This window comes from Infirmifilum sp., assembly GCF_049970975.1.
Classification (GTDB): domain Archaea; phylum Thermoproteota; class Thermoprotei; order Thermofilales; family Thermofilaceae; genus Thermofilum; species Thermofilum uzonense.
This window is the reverse complement of the sequence record NZ_JBMFLX010000001.1, coordinates 1-12,481: the sequence shown is the minus strand read 5'-3', so window position 1 is coordinate 12,481 and position 12,481 is coordinate 1. Positions and strand designations below refer to the sequence as shown.

Sequence of the window (12,481 nt, the reverse complement as noted above, 5' to 3'; positions counted from 1 at the left end):
TTAAGAGATAATGAGATATAATGGACTTCAGCGTAGAATACGACATCCTCCCCTCCATGATATTACACACACCTGCAACTCCTTACGCAAAGGTTCCTAAAAAAGATATTCTATTCTCGAAGTAATCTTACAGAAGGTGAGGTAGACCTATAAGTGAAACTATTAAGCTCAAGATGTATATCAGGATAGCAATTACAACAGCACCCAGCCAACCGACCCCGAAGAGCTTTCTAAGTGCATACAACCACACTATAATCGCTAGTAGATTGCCGAAAGGTATTCTTATAAGGTTGAAGAAAGCGAAAATTATCTCGCCTATAAGAGCAGCAATTAGAGCCCCGGTTATGTTTTCTCGTTGCTGTTTACCAGGAAAGATCTTCAATGCAATATATATTATCACAGCACTTACTATCCACGAAATGAGAAACTCGAGAAGAGTTCCAAAGGAAAGGGTCAAGGCCGTCACCGCAAATATATTAGTAAAACTTCTATTTTTATTTTTCTAACCAGAAGTAAGCGATATATAAATGAACTGTGTATTCAACATTAGATGATGAGGCGACGGTAACAGGACGAGTGACGAGTCTTCTCGCGACTGATGTAGACTCAAACAAAAAAACTGTGAGCCCTGATCGTGTCTAAACGTTTAGCTTGAACCGTGCATCGGCAATCTTGACCCAATCAGAGGAGACAAAGGTCGGGTTAAGATCCATTTCGGAGATAAAAGAGGAAAGCTGAGTAAACATTATGGATGCCTTGCTAATAATATCTGCTAAGAGATTTACGTTGGCTTTAGGCAACCCCCTATACCCCTCGAGTAACTGGTAACCTTTGATCCTACGAATCATCCCCAGGGCCTGTTCAGGAGTTACGGGAGCTATCTCAAACACAACATCTTTTAGAACCTCTACTAGTATTCCGCCTATCCCAAAAGCTATCACGGGACCAAACTGTTCATCCTTTAATCCTCCTATTATTACTTCTTGAGCCCCTCGGACCATCTCCTGGATTACAAATCCGTTTATTCGAGCATCTGGATGGCTCCGGCGGATTCTGGACAACATATCCTCTATTGATTTCTTTAATTCATCTGCGTCCCTTATACCCACCTTCACTGCCCCCGCCTCAGTCTTGTGAACAATGTCAGGACTATCTATTTTAAGAACTACAGGGAAAGAGAGACCTTTAATTGCGGTAGCCTCCTCAGGGGATTTAATGTAAACATAGTCTACGACGGGTAATCCATAGCTCTCTAGTATTTGGAGAGATTCAGAGAGGGAGAGAAGGGTTCTTTTATCCTGTAACGCTTTCTCGATTATTGGATGACTCACAGGTATATCACTTTTTATAGTATATTAAAACTTTCTTTAATGCCTTTGCAGTGTCGATAGCATCTTCAGCTGTCATACCCGCTAGAGTCGGTAGTGTTACGACGCTTCGGGCGGCAAACTCCGCTTTGGGAGAGAGGCCAGCCTTGTATGTGATCTTAGCTCCATAGAACGGGCATGACCATGGACATCCATTACCGTAAGCATTCAGGTTCTGAAATAACGGGTTCTCGTATATAGTTCTAGGATAGGCTACTAGTGCGAGAAGGTTTTCCTTTCTTACGGCCTCAACTATTCGGTCACGATTTACTCGCAGGTTTTCCAGCTTTAAAAGTACCTGATAGATGTGCCACGTATGTTTTACGTGCGGTTTAGGTTTAGGCAGTAGTAAGAGGTACCCATCTAGTGATTCCAGCTCATCTGTGTAGATTTTAGCTATTTCCTCTCTTGCACGATTCAACTCGTCAATCCTCTTTAACTGGCCAAGGCCCAGTGCAGCCTGTAACTCAGTCATTCGGTAGTTCCATCCGAGAATGGTGTGATAGTATCTTTCCTCAGAACCATGCTCGATGAAAAGCTTTGCACGTCGGTAAAGGAGTTCGTCTGACGTCGTAATCATTCCTCCCTCTCCTGTCGTCATATTTTTGGATTGATAGAAGCTAAAACCTCCAATGTTTCCTATGGATCCTACCTTTCTTCCTTTATACTCGCTTCCGATAGCCTGTGCACAGTCCTCTATGACGGCTAGATCGTGCTCCCGGGCTATTTTCATTATTTCATCCATTTCGGCGGGGTGCCCAGCCAGATGGACAACGAGTATCGCCTTAGTTCTGTTTGTTATCTTGTCAGGTATCGTTTCTGGGTCAAGATTCAATGTATCCAGCTCTATATCCCCGAAAACCGGAATCGCGTTGTTGTGAAGGATGGAGGTGGCAGTTGCCACAAAGCTGAAGGGCGTAGTTATAACTTCATCTCCGGAACCAATCCCTAAGCTTGCCACGGCAGTGTGAAGCGCGGCTGTTCCATTCATAAGTGCGAGGGCATGCTTAACCCCTATGAATCTAGCAAAGGACTCCTCAAACTCTCTTACATACTTGCCTAGACCAGAGGCTAGTCTTCCGGATTCCAATACGGATAAAACTAATTGTTTTTCGTATTCGGTGAATGAGGGGTAATACTCTTTAAAATGTTCACGCAGCGGCTTGCCTCCTTCGATGGCTGGTACTTCCATGCTTTGTCGCTTAGCTTTATGGAGTACGAGGTAATTAAGGGTATTTTCGAGCAATTTAGCCTGTTTTTATAGAGGCTACTAGCTCCCCTCTTGCGTTATAGATGTTTATCCTTACTAGACCTTTCAGCTTAGTTGATTCAATCTTAGGCATGAGAACGCGCTCCACCTGAAAGAAACCTGCCAGATCATCCATGTAAACTGATACAAGTATAGGAACGTCCTCTGCTGGAGAGATTTCAACATGCTTAATGTTAAGAGCCGATAGGGAATGCATGTCAATCTTACCCATCTTGTAGGGCAGTCTGGCTCTTCCTTCAGACATGTCTAATCCATCTGCGAGCTTCACTATACTGGCCTCCATCGTTAATGCTCGCACATCATATTCAGTGCTGAATATTGCAGAGAGTATCTCTTGGCGCAACATGTAACGCCTTCCGCCAATTTTCGGAAATATTTGTTGAAGTATCCTATCAACTATATCTTTAGCTAGGAGGCTTCCAACCATTTCATGGTATTCGCGGTGAATAGAATTACCAACATCATGAAGGTAACTTGCAAGGACGAGTATCGCTTTTACCTCATCGATGCTTTTAGATGTTCCATCCTGCAAAGTACTCATTCCAATATTTCTGTTTAGCAATAAGTTTAGTATCTCTAGCGCCACACCTGCAACTATTCTAGCGTGAACCGGGCCGTGATCATTGAATCCAAGACGTTTCACTGCGTTAATATTGCTCATTTCGAGTAGAGCTATTACCTCCTCGTCGCTTTCTAGAGTAGAAACCAGTCGGTTTACAAAGGGGTCTGCTTCCGTCCATTTACTAAGGATATTCTTAGATACGACAGTACCATGTGTCAAAGGCAAAGACACAGAATGACTTATCTTAACATCAGAAATAAATTTTTAGTTTCACTTTACAACGAGCCTAGCTTATAGTGTTTGAATATACCTATGCCCGGGTAGGTGGCTCGAGAGCCTAGCTCCTCCTCAATCCTTAAGAGCTCATTATACTTAGCTGTTCTCTCCCCCCTAGCGGGCGCCCCAGTTTTTATCTGCCCAGCATTTAGAGCAACTGCTATATGCGAGATTGTTACGTCCTCGCTTTCACCACTCCTATGACTTATTATAAGAGAGTAGTTGTTCATAGTTACAAGCCTCGCAGCATTTAATGATTCCGTCAGTGTTCCTATCTGGTTCACCTTCAAGAGAAGCGCATTTGCAGCCCTTGAGGCAATGCCCTTTGATATCCTCTTAACATTAGTGACAAAGAGATCATCCCCCACGATTTGTATCTTTAACTCTTGCGTCGCTATGGCGAAACCTTCGAAGTCTTCCTCGTGGAGAGGATCCTCTATTGAAACAATGGGATACTCTTGCACTAATTCTTTATAGTAATTGATGAGGTTCTCACGAGAATATTCCTTGCCATCAAGATAATAAACATTCCTCTTATCGTCGTAGAATTCTGAGGCTGCAGCATCGAGAGCAAGGGCGATGTCTTTGCCGGGAGAATAACCCGAGTCCTTTATGGCTGCTATCAAGGCATCTAACGCTTCACGTGTGTTTTTCATTGGAGGGGCAAAACCTCCCTCGTCGCCCACATTTATGGCTGAGCTGCCGTATTTTTCCTTCAAAATTTTTCTTAATGAATTATATGTCTCGCTGCCCATTTTCAAGGCTTCACGGAAAGTTTTAGCGCCCACCGGGACTATCATGAATTCTTGTATCTTCAGCTCGTTACCAGCGTGCTTCCCGCCGTTAATTATATTCATTAGGGGAACTGGAAGTAGATAGGCCTGCATTCCTCCTAGGTAAAAGTATAGAGGAACACCATAAGTGCTTGAGGCTGCGTGGGCTACCGCTAGGGAAACAGATAGGATTGCGTTAGCCCCTAGTCTTGATTTGTTTGGTGTCCCGTCAATATCTAACATTTTCTTATCAATGTCTTCTTGGCGGCGTGAATCCATTCCTATTATCTCTCGCGCTATTACCGTATTCACGTTCTCGACTGCTTTTAAAACACCCCGACCGTGAAATTCGCGGGATCCATCTCTCAACTCTAGTGCTTCGTGGGAACCTGTAGATGCTCCTGAAGGTACTATAGCCCTTCCAAAACCACCTGCGAGCGTATAAACCTCTGTTTCAACGGTAGGATTAGAGCGTGAATCAAGAACCCATCGGGATCTAATCTTTGTTATATCAAAGTCATCTTCCCACAAGTAACTTTTGCTTTGCACATGGTATTAAGGAAACCCCTTTTTAACAATTATCCTTCTTAACCTTTATTATTAATCATTGATTTCGTAAAATCACGATGTGACCAATAAAAACAAATAATTTGTTGACGTCACTAAAACCGTATGGGCGAACTAGGAAATACCGTTGGTGTCATTCTTTGCGGGGGTGAGGGAAAAAGGCTGCGACCTTTAACCTATTACTTTCAGAAAGCTATGATACCTATAGGCACGCAGCAAAAACCGCTCTTAGAATACATTGTACGTTTGATGAAGTATCATGGGATTAGAGACATTGTAATGCTTGTGGGGTACAAAGGTCAACAAATAGTCAATTACTTCAATAAAGGAGAGAGATATGGTGTAAGCATTTCTTATGTGTGGGATGACCCTAACTATGGAGGTAACGGTGGAGCCCTCTATAATGCTTACTTGAAGGGCGTCTTAGATAACGCGGAGAACGTTCTCATATATTATGGAGATATTCTCTCGGACATTAATCTCGCTGATATGATCAAGTTCCATGAGGAGAAAAACTTCACTTCAACGCTTGCATTGTCTCCAAATTATCGTGTTGCTGTCGGAGTAGCCGAGCTCGAAGGAGACAGGGTGACAAAACTTGTCGAAAAGCCATTTCTCGGCAAGCCGGTAACAATAGGAGTGCTAGTCGTAAGGAGGCGTGCGCTGGACTATCTGAGTGAGATAGCTGAGAACAAAAAGGATATTGACATTATGGGCGACTTAATAGGAATGTTCCTTCAACGGAATTTACGAGTAGGAGGCTATATAACTTCTAGCTTTTGGTTCGACTTAGGGACTACTGAAGCTTATGAGAAGCTCGAACCCGCAGAGGTCGATCAAAGGTTTAGCTTCTTGTTCCAAGAGTAAGTAGAGGATAAAGGAGTGTTTTTTCACCTTTTATTATCCTTGTGATTAATGTATTCGGCAACAAAGAGATAATTTTCGCGTAACTCCAGTTTTCGAAAAACCAGTCAACTAGTTTTCTGTAAGCTCTACCGATTTCAAGGATGCTTCCTATTTCATTCCAGGCCCTCTGTTCATAAACAGTTGGATTATCGAGCCAGACTGCATCAGCGGCGAGTATTCCTAGACTCATAGAGGTAAATATACCACCTCCGTTGATTGGATTAGTGGCTCCTAAAGAATCACCGGCAAAGAGGACGTGGCCACAGACAGGCGACCCGTAAAACCCTGAAACGGGAATCCACCTTGAACGCGGCGCTTCAAGTAGGCTATAATCGGTGAGAAAGCCCTTCGGATTAAGTCGTATAAACTCCTCGAGTAAATATGAGATGTTTTCACCCTTTTTTACAAAGTTATACCTTATACCTACACCTACGTTTGAAACCGACCCATTGTATGGTATTATCCAGGCATAACCACCGGGTGTTTTGGGCGAGGCATACATGTAAACTATTTTTTTGTCCATATTGGGGGTTTCGGCTTTGACGTTAATGCCTAGAGCCAAATCCACTTCGCTGAGTCGGGCAGGACAGTTCACGATTCTCCGAGTCGTAGATGGAAAACCATCTGCCGCTATTATGTACTCGGATTCTATAGATACACCTTTACGCGTCTTGATTAGATATCCATCGGGAGTTTTTAAAACGGAAACGATGTCATCTCCAAGAATCAACTCGGAGTTGCCGGCTAGTTTCTCGACTAGTTCCTTACGGTTTACTGTGAAGCCAGGAATCTTCATCTTGAAAGTCTTTATTCCTTCTATCTCAAGGTGAACTTCCCTAAAGGTGTTTAGCTTACGGGCAAGAGCGATATACTGATAGGCTTTCTTAACAGACGGCTTGTTAGAGATGAAAGATATTGCAGTTGGCTCAGGTAGAAACTCACCGCACACAGTTGGTGTTTCCAGACTTTTTTTCCTCTCTATTCCTATGGCTTTCACACCAAGTTCTTCTAGACGTCTTAACGCAGCGGCGCCTGCTGGTCCAACGCCTATGACTACAACCCTGAGCATCAGCACCCTTAGAGACTATCATTTATTTAAGGATTGATTGTGAATTTTTCAGCTCCTAAGGTAAGCACACTTTTTCTCTCCCGATAACCTTAACAGCGGCCTGGATAACCGAAAGAGAACGTTCCAAAACATCTCTTACGAACTCCACACCTTCTCGGGTAAGCTTGTAAGATCTTTTATCCCGTGACCCCACTTCTCTTGATTTGACTAATCCTGCTTCTTCAAGCTTCCTTAAATAGGGATATATTTGTGAGGGACCTACAGGCGCTCCAATCATTTTCTCAAGGGTTCGCATGAGCTCGTATCCGTGTTTTTCCCCTTCTGCTAGGAGGATTAAGGTGTAAAGTTTTATAGTTGTATTTACTCGGAGTGCCCCCACATCGCTTGAAGATTGTTTCCTAGACATAGGATCCTGAAATACTTCTTGTTTGGGATATATATAAATTTATTGAAATATTGTACGAATCCTTAGACACCTTTTCTCAAAAATAAGGAGGCAAGTACACAATAGCAACCAAACCATATGCCTTTTTTAACATGATCTTTCCTCCTATTCTTTCGAAAAAGGTTGACCTAGGCATTAGCAAGATGGTGGGTAAGATTAGCTCCCACCGTCCTTTCTTACACCCTGTTGCCAGGCAACCCATAGCAGGAGCAACAACACCGAAATATAGCACTAAGAGAGGACGAAGGATGTAGGACGGCGAGAAAAGATCTAGGATTAGCGCGCCTCTTTTAACGACACGCCTCAGATTGTATATGCCCTTAGCTTTATCGAAAAAGTCCCGAAAACTAAACATGGCAGTAGCAAAGTAGAAAGCCCAATCTCTGAAGGGTAGGTACTCGGCAACACCTACAACCCTATCCATTTTTGGATGCTTCGAGTTAAACCTGGGTAGGATTGGATCGAGGCACACGAGAAAGTCGGATTTTTTTGCAAGATAAGGTATATACTCCCCCTTACCGCATCCGACGTCTAAGATTGTATTAGTAACCATACTCAAAACATATTCTCTTAAAAGCTTGTGGAGACCAAGGCTCATCGCAGTGTTAGCTCTCTCGTAGATATCCTCATCAAAGAGATATCTTAAAACTTCCTCAACTTGAAGCCAAAGCTTTACCGATAATCCGGTAGTCCCCAATAAGTCCACCTCGAACTTATAATCCCAAGGATTTTTTGGCGGGTCGCGTCACTAGTCTCCTGTAGAAATGTTTCCAGAGAATATCTTGCATAATATGCTAGTTTGATTGAAAGCTCTGCTGCATTCTTTAGAATTTTATCTAGTTCCTCTTTAAACAGATTTAGAGCATAAGGATATACCTCTCCACCAGATTCTTCAAGTAGTTTTAAAACGCTTCCGCTGCTCTTTTCTCCCTTCTCGATATCGGAAAGATCATCCAAGATCTGGTACGCTGAACCGAGAGATAGACCGAACTTTTTAGCTGTACTTATGATTCCTCCATCTAATCCTAAAGCGTAGAGTGGAAGAACGGAGGAAGCCTCGAATACAGCGCCCGTTTTATAAACTACTATGTCGATGTAACTGGCGACGCCCCTTTCTCCTTTAAGGATTTCCATATCCCAAATCTGGCCAATAGCTGCCTTCCTCCAAGCATCCATGCTCTCCCGAACCGCTTCTATCCCCGCTTTTGAAACATATTTAATGGCGGTGGCCATAAGGACGTGTGGGTATATTATAGACTTCTCTAAACCATACTTTTTCCAGAAGCTTTCCCTCCCTCGTCTGACTTCCGACTTGTCAATTATATCATCGTGTATCAGGGAGGCAGAATGCATGAGTTCTAAGGCAAATGCAATCGGGAGAGCAATCGATGGATCACCTCCAAGACACTCAGCCATAAAAAGAGCCAGTGTACCCCTAAGTGCTTTACCTCCTTTAAGAGCATAGAAAACCTCCTCGTAAGGGATTTCTTTTGAGAGGGTATCCTGAATATATGCTTCAAGCATTTCTCGAAGCACACTCATCCGGGAGTACACTGTGGCAGCGTTCAGCATGAAATACCTTTTTCATCACTTTACATAAGCAATATAAGGCTATCCACAAACACCGATTTGTGTTCGATGCGCACTGCCATTTAACGTATCCGGGTTTAAAGGAAATCTTGGATAGGGTTCTTCCCGAGGCAGCAACTGTCCTAACGGGAATAGTGACTTCAGCATTCCCTTTCGACCGTGAGAAAAAGGAGGATTTCATAGATGCCAGAATAGCTCTTGAACTCACTCAAAGATATAATGGGCGAGTTTTCGTCAGCCTCGGCTTACACCCAACCCAAGTGGTTGAAATGAGTGATCTAGAAATTCAGAAATACAAGGAGTTCATTTTCGAGAATAAAGATAGGATAGTGGCTATAGGGGAAATAGGGCTCGACAGGTTCTGGATAAAAAACGAGGAGGAATACAAGCGCTCCGAAAGAGTCTTCTTGGAGATGCTCGAGGTTGCTGAGAAAATTGGAAAACCCGTGGTCATTCATAGTAGAAAAGCAGAGGAGGAGGCTGTAGAGATTCTCTCTAGCTATAAACTAGACGAGAAGGTCTTAATGCACTCTTTCACAGGCAACATGACCACAGCTAGAAAAGCCCTCGACATGGGCTTTTATTTCTCAGTCAATTTAAAAGTCCGAGACACTAAGAACATGCGTAAAATAGCTAAGGGCTTTCCCTTGGAACACATACTTACCGAGACGGACTCACCTTTCCTTGGACCCGATGGGGGCGTAAACACTCCACTTGGAGTGCAATATGTGATAGAAGAGATAGCCAGATTGAGAGAGGTCAATTTTGAGGAGATAGACAAAATAACGACTGAAAACGCACTAATATTCTACGGGTTAAGATAGGGAATGTGTAATGGGAGAATACTTTGACAAAATCCTAATAGCAAATAGGGGAGAAATAGCAGTTCGCATAATAAGAACTGCTAAGGAGCTTGGAATAAAAACTGTAGCTGTGTATAGCGAGGCAGATGAAAATTCCCTTCATGTAAAGCTTGCTGATGAGAAAGTCTTTATAGGGCCTTCCGAACCTAGGGAGAGCTACCTGAACATGGAAAAAATTATTCGTGCTGCATCATCTTCAGGGGCGGAAGCGATACATCCTGGATACGGATTCTTATCACAAAATCCTGTTTTTGCGGAAAAGGTTAAGGAGGCCGGTCTCACTTGGATAGGTCCCACACCCGACGTTCTAAAGCTGGCTGGAGACAAGATCTCCTCCCGTAGATTTTTTGCCAAGGCTGGAATACCTATTGTTCCCGGTACACTTGATCCGGTTGGTCTGGAGGAGGCAGAGGCTAAAGCAGAAGAAATTGGATATCCTGTGGTCGTGAAGCCTTCAGGTGGTGGCGGCGGTATTGGCATGTTTGTGGCTTTCAGCCCCGAGGAACTGAAAGAAAAAATCGCCAAAGCCTCTAGACTAGCTAAAGCATACTTCGCGAGAACCGAGGTCTACCTTGAGAAATATTTTCCCAGGGCTAAACATATAGAGGTTCAGATTCTCGGGGATATGCACGGGAAAGTAATTCATCTTTTCGAGAGAGAGTGCAGTGTGCAAAGAAGATTCCAGAAGGTCATAGAGGAAGCGCCTTCCCCTTCGATAACATCTGAGGAGAGAGAAAAGCTCCTTGCATTGGCTGTTAAAGCTGCTCAGAGCTGCAATTATGTGAACGCGGGAACCTTTGAGTTCCTCTTCGATTTAAATGAAAGGAGATTTTACTTACTCGAGGTGAACACGCGGATACAGGTAGAACATCCCGTAACTGAGATGATTACTGGTGTGGATATCGTTGAGCAACAGCTAGCCATAGCTTCAGGGGAACATTTACCTTCATCTCTCTCCGACCCCTCCTTCAGGGGTCACGCTATTGAGGCCAGGATCTACGCCGAGGATCCCGCATCGGATTTCGCTCCTTCGCCCGGCTTAATAACACGTTTAAGCCTTCCTGCTGGACCATGGATAAGAGTAGATAGCGGCGTCTATGAGGGCTTCAGAGTGCCTGAGTTTTATGATCCACTCCTTATGAAGGTAATAGCTTGGGGCCATGATAGAGAGTCAGCAACAAGAAGGCTGAAACGTGCATTAGGCGAACTTGAGATTAGAGGGTTAAAAACAAATCGTTTATTTCTGATTAGGATACTGGAAGATGAGGATTTCGTTAAAGGCTCCTACACCACCCAAATTCTAGAGAAAAGAGAACTCTTCAAAAACCTGGAGGAGCCTGTGACTACAACAATGATCCAAGAAAGAGCTGAGACGAAGGCGGAACAGACGTCGAAGTCTATCAGTTATTGGAGGCTACTTGCAAGAGCTCACGTCTGATGATTCCAAGGGGCCAACTCTAAGGGGTTTTCTAGAGTCGATACTTGAGTGTATTTTTTCATTTTTTCCAGCATGTAGCGTGGAATGTGGAATAGAAACGCGTAGGCTTCTGGATCTAAGTACTTGAGTTCCATCGCTTCGAGACGCCTTTTAACCTCTTCCTGAGGGATGGACAATGGATCCCTGGAAATCGTGCCTATTGCGAATCCCCACTCGCTATAAAAGGCGGGAACGAATACTTTGTATAGTCTCACATATGGGAAAACTTCCCGTAGAGTGTTTCCAATTATTGTGAACGCATTTATATAGTATCTTGTCGAGGTGGCCTGAGTAACCATTACACCCTCCTTGTTTAGAATCTTCTTGACCGCTTCGTAGAACTCGCGTGTGTAAAGTAAGACTCCGGGCGTATCCTTTATGGGGTCTGTCAAGTCTAGTATTACTACGTCAAATTTTTCCCGTGTTTTTTCGATATACTCTTTTCCATCCATAAAGAGTAGCTCTACACGTGGATCATCGAAAGCGCCCTTATGCCATTCGGGGAGGTATTTCTTAGCCAGCTCTACCAGCTCCTGGTCTATATCAACCATAACCACGTGTTCCACAGTGTCGTGCTTTAATACCTCCCGCAATGTCGCCCCCTCGCCTCCTCCGACAATGAGGACTTTTCTCGGGGTGGGATGAGTAATCATCGCAGGATGTACTAATGATTCATGATAAATGAACTCGTCATATTCGGAGCTTTGGGCATATCCGTCTAGGAAGAGTACTTTTCCAAATGACCCGGTCTTCGCAATTGTTACCCGCTGATATTTAGTCCAGCCGTCAAAGATAACCTCCTTGATTCCGTGAACATGAGCCTCTAGTGGGCTAAGCCACTCGGTATACCATAATACTCCTATTTTCTCAGAACTACTATTGTTCATATCGCTTTTACTCATGCCATACCGGCTTTTATATCTCATCTTCGATCGGAAGTATTCTGAGTCTAGTGGATGGCAGCTCTCTCCTGAGGAGCCATTCCCTGGGGCATGCCCCAACACTCTTTTGGGACTTAGAGAGTAATCATTATTTACCTTCTCTTTTTTATTGAATGATTGTCGAACGCCGGTTTGTTTGAGGGGTGAGGTGATAGCTTCTCAAGTCAAGGCTAGAGAAAGAATCCAGCCTCCGAGAAGGACTTCAATCCTGGCTGAGAGTTCTTCGAGCTCCCTGAGCATTGCATCTATGCTGTCGAGTGCCTTCCCCAGGTCTGGCGGGATGCAGGTGTACGACCTGAAGGCTGCGATGCTTGTGCAGGACTCGGGCCTCGAGGTAAACGCCGATCTCAACTCATGCTTGAACATCGCCAGGAA

The 12,481-nt window shown here is 44.0% G+C and carries 14 protein-coding genes; 3 read left to right on the top strand and 11 right to left on the bottom strand.

Annotated features, from left to right (window positions below):
• Positions 1–127 precede the first annotated feature (127 nt).
• The 5 genes from ACP5KC_RS00070 to eno form a co-directional block, all read right to left on the bottom strand.
• Positions 128–457 (bottom strand): hypothetical protein, encoded by a 330-nt coding sequence (locus tag ACP5KC_RS00070; RefSeq protein ID WP_273433115.1) that lies wholly within the window; start codon positions 455–457, stop codon positions 128–130.
• 181 nt (positions 458–638) lie between these two features.
• Positions 639–1,331 carry an acetate--CoA ligase family protein gene (locus ACP5KC_RS00065; RefSeq protein WP_052883476.1) on the bottom strand — a complete coding sequence of 231 codons (693 nt, stop codon included), beginning with the start codon at positions 1,329–1,331 and terminating at the stop codon, positions 639–641.
• Between the two features lie 7 nt (positions 1,332–1,338).
• The gene (locus tag ACP5KC_RS00060) at positions 1,339–2,559 is read right to left on the bottom strand and encodes a DegT/DnrJ/EryC1/StrS family aminotransferase (RefSeq protein ID WP_424739907.1); all 1,221 of its coding nucleotides are present in this window, start codon (positions 2,557–2,559) and stop codon (positions 1,339–1,341) included.
• Positions 2,560–2,614: 55 nt separating this feature from the next.
• Positions 2,615–3,430: an HD domain-containing protein gene (locus ACP5KC_RS00055; RefSeq protein ID WP_273433113.1), complete on the bottom strand. Its 816-nt coding sequence runs from the start codon at positions 3,428–3,430 to the stop codon at positions 2,615–2,617.
• Between the two features lie 44 nt (positions 3,431–3,474).
• A complete protein-coding gene (gene eno, locus ACP5KC_RS00050) occupies positions 3,475–4,779 on the bottom strand; it encodes a phosphopyruvate hydratase (RefSeq protein WP_052884842.1) in 1,305 nt (434 codons plus the stop codon).
• Positions 4,780–4,920: 141 nt separating this feature from the next.
• Here eno and ACP5KC_RS00045 point away from each other — a divergent pair, with 141 nt between their 5' ends.
• On the top strand, positions 4,921–5,682 hold the full coding sequence (locus tag ACP5KC_RS00045; protein ID WP_052883475.1) for a nucleotidyltransferase family protein: 762 nt from the start codon (positions 4,921–4,923) through the stop codon (positions 5,680–5,682).
• Here the strand turns inward: ACP5KC_RS00045 and ACP5KC_RS00040 are convergent.
• The 4 genes from ACP5KC_RS00040 to ACP5KC_RS00025 all read right to left on the bottom strand — a co-directional run bounded on the left by ACP5KC_RS00040 (position 5,660) and on the right by ACP5KC_RS00025 (position 8,807).
• Complete coding sequence (locus ACP5KC_RS00040) at positions 5,660–6,790, bottom strand: FAD-dependent monooxygenase (protein WP_052883474.1); 1,131 nt, start codon at positions 6,788–6,790, stop codon at positions 5,660–5,662. The genes ACP5KC_RS00045 and ACP5KC_RS00040 overlap by 23 nt on opposite strands.
• Positions 6,791–6,845: 55 nt before the next feature.
• Positions 6,846–7,196, bottom strand: a complete 351-nt coding sequence (locus ACP5KC_RS00035) for a PadR family transcriptional regulator (protein WP_052883473.1) — start codon at positions 7,194–7,196, stop codon at positions 6,846–6,848.
• 76 nt (positions 7,197–7,272) lie between these two features.
• The gene (locus ACP5KC_RS00030) at positions 7,273–7,932 is read right to left on the bottom strand and encodes a class I SAM-dependent methyltransferase (RefSeq protein ID WP_428286695.1); all 660 of its coding nucleotides are present in this window, start codon (positions 7,930–7,932) and stop codon (positions 7,273–7,275) included.
• Entirely contained in the window at positions 7,908–8,807 is a 900-nt protein-coding gene (locus ACP5KC_RS00025) for a polyprenyl synthetase family protein (RefSeq protein WP_428286694.1), read from the bottom strand. Before ACP5KC_RS00025 ends, ACP5KC_RS00030 begins: the two co-directional genes overlap by 25 nt.
• Positions 8,808–8,866: 59 nt before the next feature.
• Between ACP5KC_RS00025 and ACP5KC_RS00020 the strand changes: the two genes are divergently transcribed.
• Positions 8,867–9,649 carry a TatD family hydrolase gene (locus tag ACP5KC_RS00020; RefSeq protein WP_428286693.1) on the top strand — a complete coding sequence of 261 codons (783 nt, stop codon included), beginning with the start codon at positions 8,867–8,869 and terminating at the stop codon, positions 9,647–9,649.
• Between the two features lie 10 nt (positions 9,650–9,659).
• On the top strand, positions 9,660–11,126 hold the full coding sequence (locus ACP5KC_RS00015; protein ID WP_273433107.1) for an acetyl-CoA carboxylase biotin carboxylase subunit: 1,467 nt from the start codon (positions 9,660–9,662) through the stop codon (positions 11,124–11,126).
• Here ACP5KC_RS00015 and speE read toward each other — a convergent pair.
• Both speE and ACP5KC_RS00005 read right to left on the bottom strand, forming a co-directional pair.
• The gene (gene speE, locus ACP5KC_RS00010; RefSeq protein WP_273433106.1) at positions 11,117–12,052 is read right to left on the bottom strand and encodes a polyamine aminopropyltransferase; all 936 of its coding nucleotides are present in this window, start codon (positions 12,050–12,052) and stop codon (positions 11,117–11,119) included. The two genes, ACP5KC_RS00015 and speE, sit on opposite strands and share 10 nt — an antisense overlap.
• A gap of 213 nt (positions 12,053–12,265) precedes the next feature.
• Positions 12,266–12,481: hypothetical protein (locus ACP5KC_RS00005; RefSeq protein WP_428286692.1), on the bottom strand; the 216-nt coding region annotated here is incomplete at its 5' end.

Excerpts from the sequence above, each read along its gene's own strand:
- ACP5KC_RS00060 (WP_424739907.1), bottom strand. The coding sequence starts at position 2,559 with ATGGAAGTACCAGCCATCGAAGGAGGCAAGCCGCTGCGTGAACATTTT.
- ACP5KC_RS00045 (WP_052883475.1), top strand. The coding sequence starts at position 4,921 with ATGGGCGAACTAGGAAATACCGTTGGTGTCATTCTTTGCGGGGGTGAG.
- ACP5KC_RS00040 (WP_052883474.1), bottom strand. The coding sequence starts at position 6,790 with ATGCTCAGGGTTGTAGTCATAGGCGTTGGACCAGCAGGCGCCGCTGCG.
- ACP5KC_RS00035 (WP_052883473.1), bottom strand. The coding sequence starts at position 7,196 with ATGTCTAGGAAACAATCTTCAAGCGATGTGGGGGCACTCCGAGTAAAT.
- ACP5KC_RS00025 (WP_428286694.1), bottom strand. The coding sequence starts at position 8,807 with ATGCTGAACGCTGCCACAGTGTACTCCCGGATGAGTGTGCTTCGAGAA.
- ACP5KC_RS00015 (WP_273433107.1), top strand. The coding sequence starts at position 9,660 with ATGGGAGAATACTTTGACAAAATCCTAATAGCAAATAGGGGAGAAATA.
- speE (WP_273433106.1), bottom strand. The coding sequence starts at position 12,052 with ATGAACAATAGTAGTTCTGAGAAAATAGGAGTATTATGGTATACCGAG.